The sequence below is a fragment of the Pandoraea capi genome (assembly GCF_902459735.1).
GTDB lineage: Bacteria > Pseudomonadota > Gammaproteobacteria > Burkholderiales > Burkholderiaceae > Pandoraea > Pandoraea capi.
This window is the reverse complement of the sequence record NZ_CABPRV010000001.1, coordinates 779,758-803,001: the sequence shown is the minus strand read 5'-3', so window position 1 is coordinate 803,001 and position 23,244 is coordinate 779,758. Positions and strand designations below refer to the sequence as shown.

The following is a 23,244-nucleotide window of genomic DNA, read 5'->3' as shown; positions in this document are numbered from 1 at the left end:
CCGTTTTGCTGCTTTAGGAAAGTGAGCTAAGTCATTGTTCTGTCTACCAAATTGCCCCCTAAAAACGGGTGAAACGCTTGACCGGCCATACACTCTCCTCTAAAGTGGGAAATAGTGTGAGAAAGTGTATTTTTGTGTGGCGTACGGCACAAAATCTTTCTCTTTCGGCATGACGGGCAGGCGGACGAAACCTCACGGGAGCGCACGTGTTTCAGGGAGCCTCGGCACTTTCACTGGATGCAAAGGGACGGATGTCGATTCCGGCCCGGCATCGTGACGTGCTTCAGGGCGACGCTGAAGGCAAGGTGACGATCACCAAGCACCCCGACGGATGTCTGCTGCTGTTTCCGCGTCCCGAATGGGAGATCTTTCGCGGCAAGATCGCCGCACTGCCGATGGACGCGCACTGGTGGCGACGCATCTTTCTGGGCAACGCAGCCGACGTCGAGATGGATTCGGCGGGCCGTGTCCTGGTGGCGCCCGAATTGCGCGCGGCTGCGGGCATGGACAAGGAAGTCATGCTGCTGGGCATGGGCAGTCATTTTGAACTCTGGGATGCCGCAACCTATGCCGCCAAGGAACAGGCGGCGATGGCGCAAGGCATGCCGGAGGCACTGAAGAACTTCACTTTTTGACAGATCAGGTGGTCCGACGAGCATGGCGCACGCGGTGGAAACGGTAATGCAGCACCGCACGGTCCTGCTAGAGGAGGCCGTGGATGCCTTGCTGTGGCGCGACGATGGCGTATACGTCGACGGCACATTCGGCCGCGGCGGGCACAGTCGCAGGCTGCTCGAGCGGCTGGGCGACAAGGGCAGGCTGATCGCGTTCGACAAGGACCCTCAAGCGATCGCGGAGGCGGCAAAAATTGCCGATCCGCGATTTTCGATTGAGCACGACAGCTTCGCGACGTTGCGCGAGGCGATGGCCCGGCGCGGTATCGAGAAGGTGTCGGGTGTTTTGCTGGACCTGGGTGTCTCGTCGCCGCAGTTCGACGACCCCGCACGCGGATTCAGTTTTCGTTTCGACGGCCCGCTCGACATGCGCATGGATCCCACGCGCGGCGAGTCGGCTGCCGACTGGCTGGCCCGGGCAACGCTGGAAGAAATGACGGAGGTCATCAAGGACTATGGGGAAGAACGGTTTGCTTTTCAGATTGCAAAGGCGCTTGTTGCTCGCCGGGCAGACGCCGACCGCCTCGGGCCTCTCGTCAGTACACGCGAGCTTGCCGCGATCGTGGCTGGCGCCGTCAAGACCCGTGAGAAGGGCAAGGACCCGGCAACACGTACCTTTCAGGCTCTACGGATTCACGTCAATCAAGAGCTTGCGGACCTGCAGATAGCACTGGATGTGGCGGCCGATGTCCTCGAAACGGGAGGCAGACTCGTGGCGATCAGCTTTCATTCGCTGGAAGACCGTATCGTGAAGCGCTTCATGCAAGCGCGCTCGAGCGCGCCGGCGGTGGATCGTCGCGTGCCTTTGCGCGCCCACGAAATTCCGGTGCCGCCGTTCAAGGCCGGTCGCAAGATCAAGCCCTCCGCCGCCGAGGTGGAGGCGAACCCGCGTTCGCGCTCGGCGATCATGCGGGTCATGGAGCGGGTGTCGTCATGAGCCGGCTCAATATTCTTCTGCTCGCGCTGCTCATCGGCTGCGCGCTCTCCCTGATCAATGCGCAGTACCGCGCCCGCGGCACGTTCGTCGAACTGAACCGCGAGCAGGCGCTCGAGCATCAGTTGCTTCAGGACTGGGATCGTCTCCAGTACGAGCAAAGCGCACAGAGCAAGAGCGCCCGGATCGAGAGCGTGGCCCGCAGCGACCTGAAGATGCAGGCCGTCTCGCCGGGCCGCACGCAGTATCTGTCCGCGCCGGCCGGTAGCTCGGGTGCGATGGTGGACGTGCCGGTGCCGACCGCGAGCGCCGCATCCGCCCCTGCGAGTGGAGGCCGCCGATGAGTCGCCGCAAGGACGCCAAGGCCAAGACCAAGGATGTGCAGTTCTCTGCCAGCCCGGTCCTGTCCGTGCGTCTGCCGATGTGGCGCTCGAAGATGCTCGTCTTCGTGATCTTCGGCGCGTTCGCGTCGCTGGTCGCGCGTGCCTTCTGGATTCAGGGTCCGGGCAATGCCTTCTACCAACGTCAGGGCGAGAGCCGTTACGAACGCACACTGGAGATGTCCGCCACGCGCGGCAAAGTGTTCGACCGTAACGGACAGGTGCTTGCCACCAGTCTGCCCGTCAAGGCGATCTGGGCGATTCCGGAAGACGTGCCCGACGACGTGTCGGCCGAGCAGGTGCGCAAGCTCTCGCGTCTGCTCGAGATGAGCGAGCCGGATCTGCGTCGCAAGTTCAATCAGGAAAAGAGCTTCGTCTACGTGAAGCGTCAGGTCCTGCCGGACGTGGCGAAGCAGGTGGCCGATCTCGACATTCCGGGCGTGTATCAGCGCAAGGAGTACAAGCGCTTCTATCCGGAAGGCGAGATCGCGGCGCACGTTGTCGGTTTCACGAACGTCGAGGACATCGGTCAGGAAGGCGTCGAGTTGTCGATGCAGAAGGATCTGGCCGCAACGCCGGGCAGCCGCCGGGTGATCAAGGATCGCCTCGGCCGCGTGGTCGAGGATCTCGACATTCTGGCCCAGCCGCGCGACGGCCACGACATCACGCTCTCGATCGACAGCAAGATCCAGTTCCTCGCCTACAGCGAACTCAAGGACGCCATCGAGCGTACCGGTGCCAAAGCCGGTAGCGCCGTGGTGCTCGACGTGCGCACGGGTGAAGTGCTCGCACTCGTCAATCTGCCGACGTACAACCCCAACAACCGTACCAATCTGACTGGCGCGCAACTGCGCAACCGCGTCATCACCGATACCTTCGAGCCCGGCTCGATCATGAAGCCGATCACCATCGCTGCGGCGATCGAAAACGGCTACGTGAAGCCGACGTCGACGGTGATGACCACGGGCCGCGCCAACTTCTTCGGCGCAAACATCACGGACACCCACGACTACGGTCTGTTGACGGTGGCCGGCGTCATCCAGAAGTCGAGCAACATCGGTACCGCGAAGATCGCGTTGCAGATGAAGCCGCAGGAAATGTGGGACATGTTCACTAGCGTCGGCCTCGGTCAGGCGCCGAAGCTCGGGTTCCCGGGCGCGGTGGCGGGACGTCTGCGCCCGGCCAAGAGCTGGCGCCCGATCGAGCAGGCGACGATGGGGTACGGCTACGGTCTGTCGGCGTCGCTGATCCAGCTGGCGCGCGCTTACACGGTCTTTGCGCATGACGGCGAGTTGCTGCCCATTTCCATCTACAAGACGGATGGCAGCGTCGTGAAGGGCACGCCGGTGATCTCGCCGGCCACTGCACGTGAAGTGCGCAAGATGCTGGAAATGGTGACGTCGCCGGGCGGCACTGCCACGCGCGCCCAGGTCATCGGCTATCGCGTCGGTGGCAAGACCGGCACGGCGTACAAGCAGTCGGGCAAGGGATACGACAAGAGCAAGTACCGCGCATCGTTTGTCGGCATGGCGCCGATGTCCGAGCCGCGCATCATCGTCGCCGTGACACTCGACGAACCGGGCCGTGGCTCGCACTACGGTGGCGTAGCCGCCGGTCCGGCGTTCGCTTCGATCGTGGGCGGCACGCTGCGTGCATTGAACGTGGTGCCGGATTCGCCGGTGACCAAGCTCGTCGTGAGTGACAAGGTGGAGGAGAGCGAGCCATGGGCACCGTGACCCCGACGCCGGGTAATCCCGTGACGATCTCCATGATCGCCGATGCCACCGACCGCGCCACGCTCGCGCAGGCGTGGGACTGGCTGCGCCGCACGGTGCCGGCGGGAGCCACGCTGCATGCGGATAGCCGTCGCGTTACGGCGGGCGACGTGTTCATGGCGTACGCCGTCAAAGGTGCCGACAGCCGCGGTTTCATTGCCGATGCCGTCGAACGTGGCGCCGCGGCCGTGCTCTGGCAGAGCGACGACTTTACGTGGCCGGCGCAACTGACCAGCCTCGCCAACGTGCCCCAATTCGGCGTGCCGCGTCTCGACTGGCTTGCCGGTCCGCTGGCGGCGCTGTGGTACGGCGAGCCGAGCGTCGGCATGACGATGCTGGGCGTGACGGGCACCAACGGCAAGACGTCGTGCAGCCAGTGGCTGGCGCAATTGCTGACGAAGACGAGCGTCCGTAGCGCCGTGATCGGCACGCTGGGCAGCGGTTTCCCGGGTCATCTCACGGTGACGGGCTTCACGACGCCGGATGCCGTTCAGTTGCAACGCAGCCTCGACGATCTGCGCGCGCAAGGCGCTGCGGCGGTCGCGATGGAAGTGTCGTCGCACGGTTTGTATCAGGGCCGCGTCAACGGGGTAACGTTCGACGTCGCCGTGTTCACCAATCTGACGCAGGACCACCTCGACTACCACGGCACGATGGCCGAGTACGAGGCCGCGAAAACGCGTCTGTTCGATTGGCCGGGGCTGAAGGCTGCCGTGATCAATCGTGACGACGCGATGGGACAACGCCTGCTCGCACGTCTGGCCGGGAAGACGCCGGTCTTCGAGTACGGCATTCACGGCATCGCCACGTCGAAGCATGGCAACCGCGTGTTGCGTGCCGAAGAGATTCGGGCGACCACTGCCGGTACGCGCTTCACGTTGCACATCGACGACCAGAGTCAGCAAGTCACGGTGCCGTTGATCGGTGAGTTCAACATCAGCAACGCGCTGGCGGTGCTGGGTGCGGCGCTGGCCGCCGGTGTGGCGCAGGACGCCGCGATCGCAGGACTCGCAACGCTCGCGCCCGTCTCCGGTCGGATGGAACAGATCGGACAGCCGGGGCAGCCGCTGGTCGTGATCGACTACGCGCATACGCCCGATGCACTCGACAAGACGCTTGCCGCGCTGCGGCCGGTGACCGAGGCGCGTGGCGGCAAGCTCGTCTGCGTGTTCGGTTGCGGTGGCGATCGGGATGCTGGCAAGCGTCCGCAGATGGGCACGGTAGCCGAGCGTCTGGCAGACGCGATCGTGCTCACGAGCGACAACCCGCGCACCGAGGTGCCGGCCGAGATCATGGCGCAGATCGCCGCCGGGCTGACGCAGCCCGATGCGGCGCGTCGCATCGAAGACCGCGCCAGTGCGATTCTTCAGGCGGTGCGCGGTGCGCAACCGGCCGACGTCGTGCTCATCGCGGGCAAGGGTCACGAAAGTACACAGGAAATCATGGGTAAGAAGCGGCCGTTCTCCGATCAGGAACACGCACGTCTGGCACTCGCAGCGCGCGCGACTACGGTACGCGGAGGTGGCGAATGACGCAGACGCCGACGTCGATGATGTCGCCGATGTGGCACCTCGGCGACGCCAACGCCGCCGTGGCCGACTCGCAAGTGGTCGGGGCGCCGTCGACGGCGTTCACGCGCATCGTGACCGATAGCCGCTCGGTGCAGCCGGGCGATCTGTTCGTGGCGCTCAAGGGCGAGCGCTTCGATGCGCACGATTTCCTGGCCGATGTGGCGCGCGCGGGCGCTGCCGCCGTGGTGGCCACCCGTGTGCCGGAAGGCTTCGAGACGCCGGCGCTGATCGTGCCGGATACCCGCATCGCGCTGGGCCAACTGGCGGGCGCATGGCGCCGTCGCTTCGCGATTCCCGTGGTGGCCGTGACCGGCAGCAACGGCAAGACGACCGTCAAGGAAATGATCTCGGCGATTTTTGCCGAGGCGGTGGGCGCGGATGCGCGTCTGGCAACCGCGGGCAACTTCAACAACGATATCGGCCTGCCGCTCACGCTGTTCCGTCTGAAGGATGGCGACAAGCTGGCCGTGCTCGAACTCGGCATGAACCACCCGGGCGAAACCGCGTATCTCGCGAAGATCGCTCAGCCGACGGTGGCCGTCATCAATAACGCACAGCGCGAACATCAGGAATTCATGGTGAGCGTGGCGGCGGTGGCCGAGGAGCATTCGGCCGTGCTGGCGGCGCTGAGTGCCGACGGCGTGGCGGTCTTTCCCGCAGAGAGCGAATTCGCGCCGATGTGGCGTGAGGTGGCGGGCAAGCGTCGCGTGCTGGACTTCGCGCTCGACGCGCGCGCTGCGGTCTCTGGACGCTACGACGTGGCAACGCGCGTGCTGCGCGTGACGTCGCCGGCCGGCGAGTTTTCGCTCACGTTGCCGCTGCTCGGCGAACACAACGCACGTAACGCGCTGGCCGCGATTGCGTGCGCATTGGGCGCGCATGTCGACATCGGTTCGATCGTGCGGGCACTTGAGGCGTTTTCGGCCGTCAAAGGCCGTCTCCAGGTGTCGACGCTCTCGAAGGGACCGCTCGCAGGTGTCACGTTGATCGACGACACCTATAATGCGAACCCCGATTCTGTACGGGCCGCGATCGACGTACTCGCTCAAACCCCTGCGCCGCGCGTTCTGGTGCTTGGCGATATGGGCGAAGTCGGCGACAACGGCCCGGCATTCCATCGCGAGGTGGGCGAATACGCCGCACAGCGCGGTATCGATCGTCTGCTGGCGTTGGGTGAACAGACGCCGGCCAGCGTCGCTGCGTTCGGCGACGGCGGCGAACATTTTTCGGATGTGACCGATGTCGCGCCGCTCGTGGGCAGGTTGAACGCCACGTTGAGTGCACCGGCCACGGTGTTGGTGAAGGGAAGCCGCTTCATGCGGATGGAGCGCGTGCTGGAACAGTTGCGCGCGACGACGGAAAGCGGGGGCGGCGACGCCCCGGCCAAGTGATAAAGGATTGATGGAATGTTGCTGACGTTGGCGCAATGGCTGCAAGCGGATGCGAGCTATTTGCGCGTGTTCAACTACCTGACGTTTCGGGCCGTGATGGCAAGCCTCACGGCGCTGGTGATCGGGCTCTCGTTCGGGCCGATGGTCATTCGCAAGCTCGCCGAAATGAAGGTGGGCCAGGCCGTGCGTACCGACGGACCGCAGACTCACCTCGTGAAGTCGGGGACGCCCACGATGGGCGGTGTGCTGATTCTCATCGGCATTACCGTCGCGACGCTGCTCTGGGCGGATCTGAGCAACCGTTTCATCTGGATCGTGCTGCTGGTGACGCTGGGCTTCGGCATCATCGGCTGGATCGACGATTACCGGAAGGTCGTCTACAAGGACCCGCGCGGCATGTCGTCGCGCGAAAAGTATTTCTGGCAGTCGATCATCGGTTTGTTCGCCGCGATTTATCTGGCGTTCTCGGTGTCCGAGACGAGCAACCTGAAGGTTTTCGAGCTGTTCATCAGTTGGGTGCGCAACGGCTTTCCGCTCGATCTGCCGCCGAAAGCGGACTTCATCGTGCCGTTCTTCAAGACGATGAGCTACCCGCTGGGCGTGTTCGGCTTCATCGCGCTGACCTACTTTGTCATCGTAGGCTCGTCCAACGCCGTTAACCTCACCGACGGCCTCGACGGCCTGGTGATCATGCCGGTCGTGCTCGTGGGCGCGGCGCTCGGCGTGTTCGCCTACGTGATGGGCAACGTCGTGTACTCGAAGTACCTGCTGTTTCCCCACATACCGGGCGCGGGCGAGTTGCTCGTGTTCTGTTCGGCGATGTCGGGCGCGGGGTTGGCGTTCCTATGGTTTAACACGCATCCGGCACAGGTCTTCATGGGCGACGTGGGCGCGCTGGCGCTTGGCGGCGCGCTTGGCACCGTGGCTGTCATCGTGCGTCAGGAAGTCGTGCTGTTCGTGATGGGCGGCGTGTTCGTTGCAGAGACCATTTCGGTGATGCTGCAAGTCACGTGGTTCAAGTACACGAAGAAGCGGTTTGGTGAAGGAAGGCGCATTTTCAAGATGGCGCCGCTGCATCACCACTTCGAATTGTCGGGATGGAAGGAAACGCAGGTGGTGGTCCGCTTCTGGATCATCACGCTGATGCTGGTGCTGATCGGGCTATCGACGCTGAAACTGCGTTGACATGTCGAGGTGCCGGGGTGCCGAGGTTCTGGCAAACGGCAAGTCGATAGAGATGGACAGAGAGCGACATCGCGCACCGCGAAGTCGCTTTCGCGCAAAGTTGGACTAAAGGTAGGGCCGCTCGCGCCGATAGCAGTAGATCGGTGTCATTGAAGCGATGCATTCGTAGGTTGTTTGAATCGACAAAAAAGGAAAGAGCGACGTGTTCGGCGAGAAGTTTGGTGAATCCTGGCAACCGCGTGTCCTGATCCTGGGTCTGGGAGAGTCCGGCCTGGCGATGGCGCGTTGGTGCGCGCGTTACGGCTGCCGAGTCCGGGCGGCCGACACGCGTTTTGCTTCGTCGGATACACCGCCGAACCTTGTGACGTTGCGCATCGATGCGCCGCAGGCCGAGTTCGTGGGTGGCCCGCTCGCCGACCAGATCGACACGTTGCTCGCCGATATCGAACTCATCGGTATCAGCCCGGGGTTGTCGCCGCTCGCGCCCGATGTGGCGGCGCTGCTGGCCGTTGCCGCCGAGCGCGGCATTCCGGTGTGGGGCGAGATCGAGTTCTTCGCGCAGGCGCTGCGTCACATGCAGACGACGAGCGGCTACGCGCCGAAGGTGCTCGCGATTACCGGCACCAACGGCAAGACCACGACCACCAGCCTGACGGGCCTGCTGTGCCGACGCGCCGGCAAACGCACGGCCGTGGCGGGCAATATCAGCCCGTCGGCGCTCGACCGTCTGAGCGAGTGCATTACCGATGCCACACTGCCCGACGTCTGGGTGCTCGAACTCTCCAGCTTCCAGTTGGAGACGACGCATTCTCTCGCGCCCGACGCCGCAGCGATTCTCAATATCACGCAAGACCATCTGGACTGGCATGGCGACATGGACGCCTATGCCAACGCCAAGGCGCGCATTTTCGGTGAGAACACGGTGCGTGTGCTCAATCGCGACGATGCGCGCGTGATCGCCTTCGCATCGCCCGAGGCCAATGTCGTGACCTTCGGCACGGGCAAGCCCGACGCCGTCGGCGACTTCGGCCTCGAGATGGAAGGGGGCATGTCGTGGCTGGTCGAGGGCTACACGCGCGACGACGCGCCGCCCGCCCCGAAGCGTCGCAAGGCAGGCACGCCGGAAGCGACGGTCGAGGTGCTGGGCAAGCGCCTGATGCCGGCCGACGCGCTGCGCATTCGTGGCCAGCACAACGCAGTGAACGCTCTGGCGGCGCTCGCACTCGCCCGTGCGATCGATCTGCCGCTCGCCAAGCTGCTGCACGGTCTGCGCGAATACCCGGGCGAGCCGCACCGCGTGCAGCTCATCGCCACGATCAACGAAGTCGAGTTCTACGACGACAGCAAGGGCACGAACGTCGGGGCCACGGTCGCGGCGATCACCGGGCTGGAGAAGACGCTGGTCCTGATCGTCGGTGGCGACGGCAAGGGGCAGGATTTCTTGCCGCTGGCCAATCCCGTCGCCCATCATGCGCGCGCCGTGCTGCTGATCGGCCGCGACGCGCCGTTGTTGCGTGAAGCGCTGACGGATTCGGGCGTCGATCTGATCGACGCCCCGACGCTCGAAGACGCCACGCGCGAAGCCGCACGTCTGGCGCAGCCCGGCGACGCCGTGCTGCTCTCGCCGGCCTGCGCGAGCTTCGACATGTTCCGCAACTACGAACATCGCGCACAAGTGTTTCGCGACACCGTGGTTGATCTGGCCGCCGACGCGGGGGTGATGCTATGAACCGTATCAAGTCGTTCTTCAGCAAGAAGCGTCAGGCCGGTTTCGCCGGCGCCGGCAAGGCCACCACGCCGGGCGCCGCGACGACGGCCGCGAGCCGCACGCTCGGCAGCATCAAGCCGACGCGCTCACGCATGCTCGAATACGATCACGCTCTCGTGTGGGTGGTGATCTCGTTGCTGTCGCTCGGCCTGATCATGGTGTATTCGGCGTCGGTCGCGCTGCCGGACTCGCCCAAGTACAGCGGCTATTCGACGTACCACTTCCTCGGCCGTCACATCGTGTCGCTGACGATCGGTCTGGTCGCGGCCATCATCACGTTCCGGATTCCGGTCAAGACGATGGACCGGCTCGCGCCCAAGCTCTTCCTGCTGGCGTTGCTGCTGCTGGTGATCGTGCTGATCCCGCACGTGGGCAAGGGCGTGAACGGCTCGAAGCGCTGGATTCCGTTCGGCGTGCTCAACCTTCAGCCGTCGGAAATCATGAAGCTCGCGGTCACGCTGTACGCCGCGAACTACACCGTGCGCAAGCAGGAATTCATGCAGAGCTTCGGCAAGGGCTTCCTGCCGATGGGGATCGCCGTGGTGTTCGTCGGCATGTTGCTGCTGCTCGAACCGGACATGGGCGCGTTCATGGTCGTGGCGGCCATCGCGATGGGCATTCTGTTCCTCGGGGGCGTGAACGGTCGACTCTTCGGCGGGCTGGCGCTCACGGCGGTCGGCACGTTCGCGCTGCTGATCTGGCTGTCACCGTGGCGACGCGAGCGGATTTTCGCGTACCTCGATCCATGGCGCGAAGACTACGCGCTGGGCAAGGCCTATCAGTTGACGCACTCGCTCATTGCGTTCGGACGCGGCGAATGGACCGGTGTCGGACTCGGCGGCAGCATCGAAAAGCTGCATTACCTGCCTGAAGCGCATACCGACTTCATCCTCGCGGTGATCGGCGAGGAGTTCGGCTTCGTCGGCGTGCTGGTCGTCATCCTGCTGTTCTACTGGCTGGTGCGTCGCGCGTTCGAAATCGGACGTCAGGCACTGGCGCTCGAACGCACGTTTGCCGGGCTGCTGGCCAAAGGCGTTGGCGTGTGGCTCGGGGCGCAGACCTTCATCAACATGGGCGTGAATCTGGGCCTGCTGCCGACCAAGGGGCTGACGTTGCCGCTGGTGAGCTACGGCGGCTCGGGCATCTTGCTCAACTGTATTGCCGTGGCGATCCTGCTGCGGGTGGATTACGAAAACCGCGTGCTGATGCGGGGAGGAAAAGTATGACCGAGCGCGCTACCGCGATGCCGGCACCGGAAACGAAGACACGCACGCTGCTGGTCATGGCCGGCGGCACGGGCGGTCACGTCTTCCCGGGGCTCGCGGTCGCCAACTTCCTGCGCGTGCAGGGTTGGCGCGTGGTCTGGCTCGGTAATCCGACCGGCATGGAAGCGACGCTCGTGCCGAAGTACGACATTCCGATGGAGTTCGTGAAGTTCGGCGGGCTGCGTGGCAAGGGGCTGCTCACGAAGCTGCTGCTGCCGCTCAATCTGCTGCGCGCGTTCTGGCAGAGCCTTGGCGCCGTGCGTCGTGCCAAGCCGAACGTGGTGCTAGGCATGGGCGGCTACATCACGTTCCCGGCGGGGATGATGGCGTCGCTGCTGGGGCGTCCGCTGGTGCTGCACGAACAGAACTCGGTCGCCGGCATGGCGAACAAGGTGCTCGCCCGCGTGGCGGACAAGGTACTGCTGGCGTTCCCCGACACCATTGCGGGGGGCGAGTGGGTCGGCAATCCGATTCGTGCGGACTTCGACGAGATGGCGTCGCCGGCCGAGCGCTACAACGCGCGTACCGGTGCGCTGCGCATTCTGGTCGTCGGCGGGAGCCTGGGCGCCACGGTACTCAACGAGATCGTGCCGAAGGCGCTGGCGAAGTTGCCGCGCGAGGAGCGTCCGCAGGTCACGCATCAGGCGGGCGTCAAACATATTCAGACGTTGCAGGCGAATTACGCCGCAGCGGGGGTGACGGTCGAAGCGGTGCCGTTCATCGACAACATGGTCGCGGCTTATGCCGGGGCGGATCTGGTGATCTGCCGGGCGGGTGCGATGACGGTGGCCGAAGTGGCTGCGGCGGGTGTGGCGGCGCTGTTCGTGCCGTTCCCGCATGCGGTCGACGACCACCAGACCACGAATGCGCGTTTCCTCGCCGACAAGGGCGCGGCAACGCTGATCGATCAGCGCGAGCTGTCGGTCGAGACCCTGGCCGAGTGGCTGCGCCGTCAGACGCGCGAATCGCTGCTCGCGATGGGAGAGAAAGCCAGGGCGCTCGCCAAGCCGGACGCCACCGAACAAGTGGCGCGCGTGTGCGCGGCTCTGGCCAAGGATTGAAATGAAACACATCGTCAAACATATTCACTTCGTCGGCATTGGCGGCTCGGGCATGAGCGGCATTGCCGAGGTGTTGCTCAACCTGGGATATCAGGTGAGCGGCTCCGATCTCGGCGACAACGCGGTGACGCAACGCCTCGCCAGCCTTGGCGCGCGCATCGCACGCGGCCATGCCGCAGGAAACATCGAAGGCGCGGACGCCATCGTTGTGTCCACCGCCATCACGGCAGATAACCCGGAAGTGCTCGCGGGCCGTGCCCGTCAGATTCCGATCGTGCCCCGTGCGCTGATGCTCGCGGAGCTCATGCGTCTGAAGCAGGGCGTGGCCATTGCGGGAACGCACGGCAAGACGACCACGACGAGTCTCGTCGCCAGCGTGCTGGCACAGGGCGGGCTCGATCCGACGTTCGTGATCGGCGGCCGACTGAACAGTGCCGGTGCGAACGCCAAACTGGGCACGGGCGATTTCATCGTGGTCGAGGCAGACGAATCGGACGCCTCGTTCCTGAACCTGAATCCGGTCATCGAAGTCATTACGAACATCGATGCGGATCACATGGATACGTACGGGCATGATTTCGCCCGCCTGAAGCAGTCGTTCGTGGCGTTCACGCAGCGTCTGCCGTTCTACGGGATCGCCGTGTTGTGCGTGGACGATCCGAACGTGCGCGAGATTCTGCCGTTCGTCTCGAAGCCGATCGTGCGTTACGGCCTGTCGGAAGACGCACAGGTGCGAGCCATCGACGTGCGCGCCGATGCCGGTCAGATGCGCTTCACGGTGCTGCGCCAGTTCGGCGCGGGCGCCGCGCCGCTCGACATCACGCTCAATCTGCCGGGCGAGCACAACGTGCGCAACGCGCTGGCCGCGATTGCGATTGCGACCGAACTCGAAGTGCCGGATGCCGCGATCGCGCAGGCGCTGGCGGAATTTAACGGCGTAGGTCGACGTTTTCAGCGGTATGGCGAGATCGCCCTGCCGAAGGCAAGCGGTGCGGGCACGTTCACGCTGATCGACGACTACGGTCATCACCCGGTCGAGATGGCGGCAACGCTTGCAGCGGCGCGTGGCGCGTTCCCGGGACGTCGCATCGTGCTGGCCTTCCAGCCGCATCGCTACACGCGCACGCGCGATTGCTTCGAGGACTTCGTGAAAGTGCTCTCGGATGCGGACGCCGTGGTGCTCGGCGAAGTCTATTCGGCCGGCGAGGCGCCCATCGTGGCGGCCGACGGTCGTGCACTGTCGCGCGCACTGCGCGTGGCCGGCAAGGTCGAACCGGTTTTCGTGGAAGACGTTGCGCAATTGCCCGACGCCATTCTGCAAGTCGCCCGTGCGGGTGACGTTGTGATCACCATGGGTGCCGGCTCCATCGGCGCGGTGCCCGGCAAGTTGCAAGTTCAGCAAGGAGTTTGACGTGAGTGCTTTCGATCCGAAACGTTTCGGCAAGGTTGGCGTCCTGATGGGCGGGCGCTCGGCCGAGCGTCAGATCTCGCTGATTTCGGGCAACGGCGTGCTCGACGCGCTGCGCTCGCGCGGCGTGGACGCACACGCGTTCGATACCGGCATGCACGACCTCGCGGCGCTTGCCGCGCAGAAGTTCGATCGCGTGTTCATCGCGCTGCATGGCCGTTATGGCGAAGACGGCACGATGCAAGGCGCGCTGGAGCATCTGGGCATTCCTTACACCGGCAGTGGCGTGTTGGCTTCCGCGCTGGCGATGGACAAGGAGATGACCAAGCGCATCTGGATCAACGAAGGGCTGCCGACGCCGCGCTTCGCGATGCTGCACGCCGACACCGATTTCGACGCCGTCGCGCGCGATCTCGGTCTGCCGCTCATCGTCAAGCCGTCGCGCGAAGGCTCGACCATCGGTTTGACGAAGGTCACGGAAGCGTCGCAACTGAAGGCGGCGTTCGAGAAGGCGGTAGCGCTCGATCCGGACGTGCTCGCCGAAGAATTCATCGATGGCGACGAGCTGACCGTGCCGGTGCTCGGTATGGGCACCAGGGGCGCGAATGCCGCCCGTTCGTTGCCGGTGATCCGTATCGTCGCACCGGACGCGAACTACGACTACCAGAACAAGTATTTCAAGGACGACACGCGCTACGAGTGCCCGCCGCCGTTGTCGGTATCCCTGCAAGAGGAAGTGCAGCGCCTCGTGTTGCGCGCCTACCTCGTGCTGGGCTGCCGTGGCTGGGCCCGTGCCGACGTGATGCTGCGCAAGCGCGACAACAAGCCGTACCTGTTGGAGATCAATACGTCGCCGGGCATGACCGGTCACTCGCTGGTGCCGATTTCGGCGCGTGCGGCGGGCCTGTCCTACGAAGACCTGGTGGTTGAAATTCTGGCAACTGCGACGCTCGATCTGCATCCGAACGCGCAGTGGAAGCCCGAGTAAATAAACCGAGCACAACATTGAACGCGTTGAAGAACGCCCTGATACGGAAAGCAAATCGCCATGTGGCACAACGTACGCCTGCTCAACGCCATCGCGAGTGCGCTCGTCGCACTCGTCGTGCTGGCGGCGCTCGCGGCGGGCGGGCATTGGCTGATTCAGCGTCCGATCTTCACGCTCAAGGCCATTCAGATCGATGGGGATGTGTCGCACATCAACGGTCCGACCTTGCGCGCGAATGCGGTCTCGCGACTGAAGGGCAATTTCTTCACGATCGATCTGGATGCCACGCGAGCGGCGTTCGAGGCGGTGCCCTGGGTGCGTCATGCGAGCGTGCGCCGGGTCTGGCCGAACCAGCTCGCCGTGACGATCGAGGAATACAAACCGCTGGCCACGTGGAACGACGGCCGTCTGGTGAGTGTGGACGGCGAACTGTTCGCCGCCAACCTGGCGGAAGCCGAGGACGAGGGCAAGCTGCCGGAGTTCGCGGGGCCGCCGGGCAGCGAGAAGGATGTAACGGCGCGGTACTACGACTTCGTGAAGTGGTTCGCGCCGCTGAATATGAAACCCGAGGCGGTCACGCTGTCGAATCGTTACGCCTGGGGCGTGCGACTCGCAGGGGGCGTGCAACTGGCGCTGGGACGGGAACGAAACCCCGAGACCCTCGCCACGCGCAGCCGACGCTTCGTACAGGCGTATCCGCAGGTAGCGGCACGCTGGGGGAATCAGATCGAGTATGCCGATCTGCGGTACCCGAACGGTTTTGCAGTGCGTGCCGCGGGCATGCGTTTCTTGAGCGAAGAACAGGCCAAGAAGCTAGCCGCGACACCCGTGCAAAAGCGGGATTCGCAGAAGCCGGCAGCGAAACCTGCCGCGCCGGTAAAGCGAAGCCAGTGAGACTTCAGGACTTACACACGCTATGAGCAAAGATTACAAGGATCTGTTGGTCGCCCTCGATATCGGCACGTCGAAAGTCGTGGCGGTGGTGGCCGAGCTGCGCCCTGAAGGCCGCTATGAAGTGATCGGCCTCGGCCAGAGTGAATCGCGCGGCCTGAAAAAGGGCGTCGTGGTGAACATCGAGGCCACGGTGCAGTCCATTCAGCGTGCGCTCGAAGAAGCCGAGCTGATGGCCGACTGCAAGATCACCAACGTCTTCACCGGGATCGCCGGCAGCCATATCCGCAGCTTCAATTCGAGCGGCATGGTGGCGATCAAGGACAAGGAAGTGACGCAGGCCGATGTGGCGCGCGTCATCGAGACGGCCAAGGCGATCAACATCCCGACCGACCAGCAGGTGCTGCACATCCTCACGCAGGAATTCATCATCGACGGTCAGGAAGATGTGCGCGAGCCGATCGGCATGAGCGGCATCCGTCTCGAAGTGAAGGTGCATATCGTGACCGGCGCCGTGTCGGCTGCGCAGAACATCGTGAAGTGCGTGCGCCGTTGTGGCCTCGAAGTGAACGATCTGATCCTGCAACCGCTCGCATCGAGCATCGCGGTACTCACGGAAGACGAAAAGGAACTGGGCGTGGTGCTGATCGACATCGGCGGCGGCACGACCGATATCGCGATCTTCAGCGAGGGGGCGATCCGTCATACGGCCGTGATTCCGATCGCGGGCGACCAGATCACGAGCGACATCGCCATGGCGGTTCGCACGCCGACGCCGGACGCAGAAGACATCAAGATTCAGCACGGTATCGCCAAGCAGTCACTGGCCGATCCGGACGAAATGATCGAAGTGCCGGGACTCGGCGAGCGCGGTCCGCGCACGCTGTCGCGTCAGGCGCTGGCGGCGGTGATCGAGCCGCGCGTCGAAGAATTGTTCTCGCTCGTGCAGCAGGTGGTGCGCGAGTCGGGATACGAAGAATTGCTGTCCTCGGGCATCGTGCTCACCGGCGGCGCGGCAATGATGCCGGGCATGGTCGAGCTGGGGGAGGACATCTTCCTCAAGCCGGTGCGCATCGGTGTGCCGGAGTACGCAGGCGGTCTTGCCGACGTGGTGCGCAGCCCGCGCTACGCCACGGCGATGGGGCTGCTGCTCGAAGGACGTTCCCAGCGCATGCGCGGCCGTAAGGTCGCCGTGCAGTCGGGGCAGGCGAATCAGGTCTGGACGCGTATGCGTGACTGGTTCTTCAGCAATTTCTGACGTGGTTTTGAAAAGTCGTTTTGATGAGTTTTTGAGGGGTGTGGATCTGGTGTTGAAAACATGCGCGGCTTACCCGAGCCGCATGTGACCCGCAGTACCGGATCTGCTTTTAATTCACTGGAGGCGCTATGAACTTTGAAATGTTGGAAACGGAAACCAACGGCACCATCATCAAGGTGGTGGGTGTTGGTGGCGCTGGCGGCAATGCTGTCCAGCACATGATCAACCGTGGTGTGCAAGGCGTGGAATTCATCGCCATGAACACCGACGCTCAGGCCCTGGCCCGCTCGCAGGCCAGCGTGAACATCCAGCTCGGCAAGACCGGTCTGGGTGCTGGCGCGAAGCCGGAAATGGGCCGTGCTGCCGCTGATGAAGCGCGTGAGCGCGTGACCGACGCCCTGCGTGGCGCGCACATGGTGTTCATCACCGCCGGCATGGGGGGCGGTACGGGCACGGGCGCAGCACCGATCGTGGCGCAGATCGCCAAGGAAATGGGCATTCTGACCGTCGGCGTGGTGTCGAAGCCGTTCGAGTTCGAAGGCGGCAAGCGTATGCGTGTGGCCGAGACGGGCGCGCAGGAACTGGAAGACAACGTCGATTCGCTGATCGTCGTGCTCAATGACAAGCTGTTCGAAGTCATGGGCGACGATGCGGAAATGGACAAGTGCTTCCAGTGCGCCGACGACGTGCTGCATAACGCTGTGGCCGGCATCGCCGAAATCATCAACGTCGACGGTCTCGTGAACGTCGACTTTGAAGACGTGAAGACGGTGATGGGCGAGCAGGGCAAGGCGATGATGGGTACGGCTACGGTGGCGGGTGTCGATCGTGCGCGCCTGGCCGCAGAGCAAGCCGTGGCAAGCCCGCTGCTCGAAGGCGTGGACCTGTCGGGCGCACGTGGCGTGCTGGTCAACATCACGTCATCGCGTTCGCTGCGTCTGTCGGAAACGCGTGAAGTGATGAACACCATCAAGAGCTACGCCGCCGAAGACGCGACCGTGATTTTCGGTGCCGTATACGACGACAATATGGGCGATGCACTGCGCGTGACCGTCGTCGCAACGGGCCTCGGCCGTGCTGTGGCCAAGAAGGCTGCTGCACCGATGACGCTGCTCAAGACCGGTACCGACAACATGCCGATCGCGACCGGTCACGTGCCGAACGTCGGTCAGGCCGCCGGTACGGACTACGGCGCGCTCGATACGCCGGCCGTGTGGCGCAGCACGCGCGAGACCGCAGCTTCGCACGTTGCAGCGTTGCAGGAAAAGGGTGTCGACACGTACGACATTCCGGCCTTCCTGCGCAAGCAAGCCGACTGACAGGGTTGCGCGGGCCGAGTGCCAGTGCTCGGCGCCGCTGCACCTTGGGAATCGCGAGACCTACGCAGGTCGTCGTGAGGATTCGCCGTCGCTCCCCCTACCATGCCTTGTGGCGTGGGGAAGGCGTGCCTCGGTACGAGTCCGGAACGACGATACGGCAAGGTTGTGATGTGCGTAGATGCCTTGTGGCTGCGACAACCAGAGTCGCAAGAGGTATCGATGCATCACAGATGACGGGCGCTACGGGTAAGCGTTCGTGATCCCGGACCCGGTCTCGCGGATCTGTCCCCCGACTGCTGCGGCTTGCCTCCGTCGCGGCGGCCGGGGTGCCCCGAACAAGATTCGACGCGCAGGTCTCTGGCCTGACGTCTAAGATGGAAAATGCTTTTTTCGCGAATAGGTTATTTCGTATCGCGGTATAGGCGGAGACAGACCGATGGGGCAACATCCGGAATGTTTAGTAACGAAGCGTTGTGTTTGTGGCACAGCGACGAAGGCGCCGATCTGATATAATTCGATCTATGATCCCTAGCGTCTGATAGTTTTAATAAATAGCATGCTTAAGCAGCGCACACTCAAATCCATCGCCAAGACAGTCGGCATCGGCTTGCACTCCGGTCGCAAGGTCGAGTTGTCACTGCGTCCGGCGCCGCCCGACACGGGCATCGTCTTCTGCCGTACCGATCTGAATCCTCCTGTGGAGATTCCGGCGTCGGCGATGGCGATCGGCGACACGCGTCTCGCGTCGGTGTTGCAGAAGGATGGTGCGCGGGTGTCCACGGTGGAACACCTGATGTCGGCATGCGCAGGGCTGGGTATCGACAATCTGTATGTCGACGTGACGGCCGAAGAGATTCCGATCATGGACGGCAGCGCAGCGACGTTCGTCTTCCTGATCCAGTCGGCAGGCATCGAAGAGCAGCCTGCGGCCAAGAAATTCATCCGTGTGACGAAGCCTGTCGAGATTCGCGACGGCGACAAGCTGGCGCGTCTCGAGCCGTACGACGGCTTCAAGCTCAAGTTCACCATCGACTTCCGTCATCCGGCAGTCGATCGCACGGGCCAGGCGCTCGAGATCGATTTCGCCGATACGTCCTACGCGAAGGAAATTGCGCGGGCGCGTACGTTCGGTTTCGCTCACGAAGTCGAAATGCTGCGTGAACTGGGGCTGGCACGCGGCGGCAGCATGGACAATGCGATCGTGCTCGACGAGTACCGCATCCTGAATAACGACGGCCTGCGCTACGACGACGAGTTTGTGAAACACAAGATGCTCGACGCCATCGGCGATCTGTACGTCATCGGGCACTCGTTGCTGGCGTCCTACACGGCTTACAAGTCGGGGCACGGTCTGAACAACCAGTTGCTGCGCGAGCTTCTCGCGCAGAAAGCCTACGAGATCGTGACGTTCGAGCGTGCGGAAGACGCACCGCGCGGCTTCCAGTTCGAACCGCAGACGCAGTTCGCGTAAGTTACGCAAATGCTGCGGAACGCCTGATCGAAGGCGACGCGGATGTAACAAAAAGAAAGCGCCGGTCATCCGGCGCTTTTTTATTTGACGCACGAGAGATATCGGCGTCCGAAAAAGCGGTTCGGCGATATCGACGTTAATTCGGCGTTCGCGGACAGTGCCGGTCATCGTCTTCGATGATCCGCCGGATGAGACCGGGCGTTAGCAATGGATGGCGCGATCCGGGGATCAGGGCTTGCGCGTACCGCCGTAAGAGTGGCGCGCGACGAGGCGGGCGAGGGCGTCGCGAAGCGGGGATGGCTCCAGCGAATCGCGCAGATCACGCAGGCTCACGAGCCCTTGTCGGGACAGATGCGCCTCCTTGGGCGGCTTCTGTGGCTCAGGCGCGGCAATGCTCACGCGAATCCTGATAGTCCGGATGAGCCATCCGCGCGTGGCGAGCCCCTCGATCAGCGATGGGGTCTGCTGACGCAGGCGGGCGGCGAGCGCATTATTTGACACGAGAAAGACCAGTGCCCCTTCGCGCGGCGGCGCAAGCCTGACACTGCTGGAAAGTGCGGCGGGCAACAGCGCATGGACGTCGCGCTCCAGCCGTCCGAGTTGTTCGGCGGCGACCAGCAGCGAACCGGCACCGTCGGATGCGGACAGCAGGTCGGTCAGAGGGCGGGCAACGCGGGGCGCTTTGGGTCGTTTCATATGATGAGACAGAGGTCGCCGCATATTTTACCCCGCGATCGGGCGTCGCCTCCCGCCGGCTTCCGAAAACACCGGTTTGTCGAGGTCGGGCGCCGCCGGGGCGTGCCACGACAGCATGCTAGAATCCATTTTTCAGTACAGGTATCGAACCGGCGTGCGGCCAGAGTGCCAAACACGGTGACCCGCAGCGCGCAGACGCCGCGGGCGGATCGTCACTCATGGGGCACGGCTCCGGGGTGAGGGATTCGTCCGTCGACCGACCGCGCGATTGCGAACGACATTTGCCGCCCTAACCAGTGATCCGATGATTCCCGGTCTTCTTAAAAAAGTATTTGGCAGCCGCAACCAGCGGCTCATCAAGCAGTACCAGAAAACCGTCGCGGCGATCAACGCCCTCGAGCCGCAGATCGCCCAGCTGAGCGATGAGCAACTGCGCGGCAAGACCGAGGAATTCAAGCAACGTATCGCCCAGGGGGCGAGCGTGGATTCGTTGCTCGTCGAAGCCTTTGCCGTCTGCCGTGAGGCGGGCAAGCGCGTGCTCAAGATGCGCCACTTCGACGTTCAGCTCATCGGCGGTATGGTGCTGCACTACGGCAAGATCGCCGAAATGCGCACGGGCGAGGGCAAGACGCTCGTCGCCACGCTGCCCGCCTATCTGAACGCGCTCTCGGGCAAGGGCGTGCACGTCGTGACCGTCAACGATTACCTGGCGCAGCGCGACGCCGAGTGGATGGCGCGGCTGTACAACTTCCTCGGCCTGTCGGTGGGTATCAACCTGTCGCAGATGCCGCATGACCAGAAGCAGTCTGCCTACGCCGCGGACATCACGTACGGTACGAACAACGAGTTCGGCTTCGACTACCTGCGTGACAACATGGTCTACGAGACCGATCAGCGGGTACAACGCACGCTCAATTACGCCATCGTCGACGAAGTGGACTCGATCCTGATCGACGAAGCGCGTACGCCGCTGATCATCTCGGGGCAGGCCGAAGATCACACCGAGCTGTACGTAAAGATGGATCGCCTTCCGGCGATGCTGGAGCGTCAGATCGGTGAAGAGAAGGCCGACGGGACGGGTGTCGAAGTGCCGGGCGACTACACGCTCGACGAGAAGGGCCGTCAGGTCTTCCTGACCGAGCGCGGCCACGAGAAGGCCGAGCAACTGCTCGCCGAGTGGGGCATGATCGCCGAGGGCGACAGCCTCTACGCACCGCAGAACATCACGCTGATGCACCACGTGTACGCCGCACTGCGCGCGCACACGCTGTTCCACAAGGACCAGCACTACGTGGTGCAGAACGACGAGATCGTCATCGTCGACGAATTCACCGGTCGTCTGATGGCCGGCCGTCGCTGGTCCGAAGGCCTGCATCAGGCCGTGGAAGCGAAGGAACACGTCAAGATCCAGCACGAGAACCAGACGCTCGCCTCGATCACGTTCCAGAACTACTTCCGTATGTACGCCAAGCTCTCGGGCATGACGGGTACGGCAGATACCGAAGCGTTCGAATTCAACGAAATCTACCGTCTCGAGACGGTGGTGATCCCGACGAACCGTGTGCCCAAGCGCATCGACCGTCAGGATCAGATCTACAAGACGGCCAAGGAAAAATACGACGCGGTCATCAAGGACATCCGCGAATGCGTGGAGCGTGGCCAGCCGGTGCTGGTGGGCACGACCTCGATCGAAACGTCCGAATATCTCTCGCAACTGCTCACGCGCGAAAAGCTGCCGCACCAGGTGCTCAACGCCAAGCAGCACCAGCGCGAAGCCGAGATCGTGGCGCAGGCCGGTCGTCCGGGCGTGATCACCATCGCGACCAACATGGCCGGTCGCGGTACCGACATCGTGCTGGGCGGCAATGTCGAGAAGCAATCGAGCTTCATCGAAGCCGACGAGTCGCTGGCCGAGGCCGACAAGGAAGCGCGCATCAAGCAATTGCAGGACGAGTGGCAAGGGCTGCACGAGCAGGTGAAGACCGCTGGCGGTCTGCACATCATCGGCACTGAGCGTCACGAGTCGCGTCGTATCGACAACCAGTTGCGCGGCCGTTCGGGCCGTCAGGGCGATCCGGGTTCGTCGCGCTTCTATCTGTCGCTGGAAGATCCCCTGCTGCGCATTTTCGCCGGCGACCGCGTTCGCGCGATCATGGATCGCCTGAAGATGCCGGAAGGCGAAGCCATCGAAGCCGGTATCGTCACGCGCTCGATCGAGTCGGCGCAGCGCAAGGTCGAAGCCCGTAACTTCGACGTGCGTAAGCAACTGCTGGAGTACGACGACGTTGCCAACGATCAGCGCAAGGTGATCTATCAGCAACGTAACGAACTGCTCGAAGCGCAGGACGTCTCGGAAACGATCGCGGGCATGCGTCAAAGCGTGTTCGAAGATATCGTGCGCAACTACGTGCCGGCCGGTACGGTGGAAGAGCAGTGGGATCTGAAGGGGCTGGAGACGACGCTGCGCGAAGAGTGGCAGCTCGACCTGCCGCTGCAATCGCGCATCGAAGGCACGGAAGAGATCGACGACGAGGACATCCTCAAGGAAGTGATGGACGCGGCCGAAGCGTCGTACAACGCGAAGGTCGAGCTGGTCGGACGCGAGTCGTTCTCCGGTTTCGAGCGCTCGGTCATGCTGCAAAGCGTGGATTCGAACTGGCGCGAGCATCTGGCGGCGCTGGATCACCTGCGTCAGGGTATCCATCTGCGCGGCTACGCACAGAAGAATCCGAAGCAGGAATACAAGCGCGAAGCGTTCGAACTGTTCGCGCAGTTGCTCGAGACCATCAAGCTGGAAGTCACGCGCGTCATCATGAACGTGCGCATCCAGTCGCAGGAAGAGCTTGAGCAGGCGACGGAATCATCGCTCGACGACAACGCCGGCGGTCTGGTCAACATCGAGTTCAAGCACGATGAGCTGGAAACCGTGGGCGGCGAAGGCGAGGTCGACGAGGACGCCGGTCGCCCGGTGGTCGCGGCGCTCGGGCAGGCTGCGGCAGCTGCCGGTGCCGCAGGCGGCGACTTCCTGCCGAAGGTCGGACGTAACGACCCGTGCCCGTGCGGCAGTGGCAAGAAATTCAAGCACTGCCACGGCAAACTGTCTTAAGATGTGAAGTGATCGATGCGGCGCCGACTTATGATCGGCGCCGCGTCGTTTATAGCGCCGGTTTTCGAAGCGTTTTGCAGCGTTTCACGACATTTCGCAATCC

The 23,244-nt window shown here is 63.5% G+C and carries 18 protein-coding genes; 17 read left to right on the top strand and 1 reads right to left on the bottom strand.

The features are described from left to right. Positions 1-206 precede the first annotated feature (206 nt). From mraZ to lpxC, 16 genes are all read left to right on the top strand, one after another. Positions 207-635: a division/cell wall cluster transcriptional repressor MraZ gene (gene mraZ, locus PCA20602_RS03560; RefSeq protein ID WP_010806918.1), complete on the top strand. Its 429-nt coding sequence runs from the start codon at positions 207-209 to the stop codon at positions 633-635. A gap of 22 nt (positions 636-657) precedes the next feature. Next, positions 658-1,611, top strand: coding sequence for a 16S rRNA (cytosine(1402)-N(4))-methyltransferase RsmH (gene rsmH, locus PCA20602_RS03555; protein WP_069340936.1), 954 nt, complete (start codon positions 658-660; stop codon positions 1,609-1,611). Beyond that, positions 1,608-1,952 carry a cell division protein FtsL gene (gene ftsL / locus PCA20602_RS03550; RefSeq protein WP_150719954.1) on the top strand — a complete coding sequence of 115 codons (345 nt, stop codon included), beginning with the start codon at positions 1,608-1,610 and terminating at the stop codon, positions 1,950-1,952. The genes rsmH and ftsL overlap by 4 nt, the downstream gene beginning before the upstream one ends. Beyond that, positions 1,949-3,724: a peptidoglycan D,D-transpeptidase FtsI family protein gene (locus PCA20602_RS03545; protein ID WP_150719953.1), complete on the top strand. Its 1,776-nt coding sequence runs from the start codon at positions 1,949-1,951 to the stop codon at positions 3,722-3,724. Before ftsL ends, PCA20602_RS03545 begins: the two co-directional genes overlap by 4 nt. 32 nt (positions 3,725-3,756) lie before the next feature. Continuing rightward, positions 3,757-5,295 (top strand): UDP-N-acetylmuramoyl-L-alanyl-D-glutamate--2,6-diaminopimelate ligase, encoded by a 1,539-nt coding sequence (locus PCA20602_RS03540; RefSeq protein ID WP_150720029.1) that lies wholly within the window; start codon positions 3,757-3,759, stop codon positions 5,293-5,295. Further along, positions 5,292-6,725: a UDP-N-acetylmuramoyl-tripeptide--D-alanyl-D-alanine ligase gene (locus PCA20602_RS03535; RefSeq protein WP_246181995.1), complete on the top strand. Its 1,434-nt coding sequence runs from the start codon at positions 5,292-5,294 to the stop codon at positions 6,723-6,725. The genes PCA20602_RS03540 and PCA20602_RS03535 overlap by 4 nt, the downstream gene beginning before the upstream one ends. Positions 6,726-6,740: 15 nt before the next feature. Beyond that, the gene (gene mraY / locus PCA20602_RS03530; protein ID WP_044457166.1) at positions 6,741-7,910 is read left to right on the top strand and encodes a phospho-N-acetylmuramoyl-pentapeptide-transferase; all 1,170 of its coding nucleotides are present in this window, start codon (positions 6,741-6,743) and stop codon (positions 7,908-7,910) included. Between the two features lie 202 nt (positions 7,911-8,112). Beyond that, positions 8,113-9,639, top strand: a complete 1,527-nt coding sequence (gene murD / locus PCA20602_RS03525) for a UDP-N-acetylmuramoyl-L-alanine--D-glutamate ligase (protein ID WP_150719952.1) — start codon at positions 8,113-8,115, stop codon at positions 9,637-9,639. Beyond that, positions 9,636-10,904 (top strand): putative lipid II flippase FtsW, encoded by a 1,269-nt coding sequence (gene ftsW, locus PCA20602_RS03520; RefSeq protein WP_150719951.1) that lies wholly within the window; start codon positions 9,636-9,638, stop codon positions 10,902-10,904. The genes murD and ftsW overlap by 4 nt, the downstream gene beginning before the upstream one ends. Further along, positions 10,901-12,004 (top strand): undecaprenyldiphospho-muramoylpentapeptide beta-N-acetylglucosaminyltransferase, encoded by a 1,104-nt coding sequence (gene murG / locus PCA20602_RS03515; RefSeq protein WP_174980749.1) that lies wholly within the window; start codon positions 10,901-10,903, stop codon positions 12,002-12,004. Before ftsW ends, murG begins: the two co-directional genes overlap by 4 nt. 1 nt (position 12,005) lies before the next feature. Further along, positions 12,006-13,415 (top strand): UDP-N-acetylmuramate--L-alanine ligase, encoded by a 1,410-nt coding sequence (gene murC, locus PCA20602_RS03510; protein ID WP_150719950.1) that lies wholly within the window; start codon positions 12,006-12,008, stop codon positions 13,413-13,415. Position 13,416: 1 nt separating this feature from the next. Next, positions 13,417-14,400, top strand: coding sequence for a D-alanine--D-alanine ligase (locus tag PCA20602_RS03505; protein ID WP_150719949.1), 984 nt, complete (start codon positions 13,417-13,419; stop codon positions 14,398-14,400). Between the two features lie 60 nt (positions 14,401-14,460). Continuing rightward, the gene (locus PCA20602_RS03500) at positions 14,461-15,294 is read left to right on the top strand and encodes a cell division protein FtsQ/DivIB (protein WP_150719948.1); all 834 of its coding nucleotides are present in this window, start codon (positions 14,461-14,463) and stop codon (positions 15,292-15,294) included. A gap of 22 nt (positions 15,295-15,316) precedes the next feature. Next, positions 15,317-16,549 (top strand): cell division protein FtsA, encoded by a 1,233-nt coding sequence (ftsA, locus tag PCA20602_RS03495; protein ID WP_150719947.1) that lies wholly within the window; start codon positions 15,317-15,319, stop codon positions 16,547-16,549. A gap of 128 nt (positions 16,550-16,677) precedes the next feature. After that, on the top strand, positions 16,678-17,868 hold the full coding sequence (gene ftsZ / locus PCA20602_RS03490; RefSeq protein WP_150719946.1) for a cell division protein FtsZ: 1,191 nt from the start codon (positions 16,678-16,680) through the stop codon (positions 17,866-17,868). Between the two features lie 556 nt (positions 17,869-18,424). After that, complete coding sequence (lpxC, locus tag PCA20602_RS03485) at positions 18,425-19,339, top strand: UDP-3-O-acyl-N-acetylglucosamine deacetylase (protein WP_150719945.1); 915 nt, start codon at positions 18,425-18,427, stop codon at positions 19,337-19,339. Between the two features lie 228 nt (positions 19,340-19,567). Here lpxC and PCA20602_RS03480 read toward each other — a convergent pair whose 3' ends face one another. Then, positions 19,568-20,035, bottom strand: a complete 468-nt coding sequence (locus tag PCA20602_RS03480) for a DciA family protein (RefSeq protein ID WP_170836184.1) — start codon at positions 20,033-20,035, stop codon at positions 19,568-19,570. Between the two features lie 304 nt (positions 20,036-20,339). Between PCA20602_RS03480 and secA the strand changes: the two genes are divergently transcribed. Continuing rightward, entirely contained in the window at positions 20,340-23,141 is a 2,802-nt protein-coding gene (secA, locus tag PCA20602_RS03475; protein ID WP_150719943.1) for a preprotein translocase subunit SecA, read from the top strand. Positions 23,142-23,244 lie beyond the last annotated feature (103 nt).

Coding starts and splice junctions, on each gene's coding strand:
- ftsZ (WP_150719946.1), top strand. CDS start 16,678: ATGAACTTTGAAATGTTGGAAACGGAAACCAACGGCACCATCATCAAG.
- ftsA (WP_150719947.1), top strand. CDS start 15,317: ATGAGCAAAGATTACAAGGATCTGTTGGTCGCCCTCGATATCGGCACG.
- ftsL (WP_150719954.1), top strand. CDS start 1,608: ATGAGCCGGCTCAATATTCTTCTGCTCGCGCTGCTCATCGGCTGCGCG.
- PCA20602_RS03500 (WP_150719948.1), top strand. CDS start 14,461: ATGTGGCACAACGTACGCCTGCTCAACGCCATCGCGAGTGCGCTCGTC.
- ftsW (WP_150719951.1), top strand. CDS start 9,636: ATGAACCGTATCAAGTCGTTCTTCAGCAAGAAGCGTCAGGCCGGTTTC.
- PCA20602_RS03535 (WP_246181995.1), top strand. CDS start 5,292: ATGACGCAGACGCCGACGTCGATGATGTCGCCGATGTGGCACCTCGGC.
- murG (WP_174980749.1), top strand. CDS start 10,901: ATGACCGAGCGCGCTACCGCGATGCCGGCACCGGAAACGAAGACACGC.
- lpxC (WP_150719945.1), top strand. CDS start 18,425: ATGCTTAAGCAGCGCACACTCAAATCCATCGCCAAGACAGTCGGCATC.
- PCA20602_RS03545 (WP_150719953.1), top strand. CDS start 1,949: ATGAGTCGCCGCAAGGACGCCAAGGCCAAGACCAAGGATGTGCAGTTC.
- murC (WP_150719950.1), top strand. CDS start 12,006: ATGAAACACATCGTCAAACATATTCACTTCGTCGGCATTGGCGGCTCG.
- rsmH (WP_069340936.1), top strand. CDS start 658: ATGGCGCACGCGGTGGAAACGGTAATGCAGCACCGCACGGTCCTGCTA.
- PCA20602_RS03540 (WP_150720029.1), top strand. CDS start 3,757: ATGATCGCCGATGCCACCGACCGCGCCACGCTCGCGCAGGCGTGGGAC.
- mraY (WP_044457166.1), top strand. CDS start 6,741: ATGTTGCTGACGTTGGCGCAATGGCTGCAAGCGGATGCGAGCTATTTG.
- secA (WP_150719943.1), top strand. CDS start 20,340: ATGATTCCCGGTCTTCTTAAAAAAGTATTTGGCAGCCGCAACCAGCGG.
- PCA20602_RS03480 (WP_170836184.1), bottom strand. CDS start 20,035: ATGAAACGACCCAAAGCGCCCCGCGTTGCCCGCCCTCTGACCGACCTG.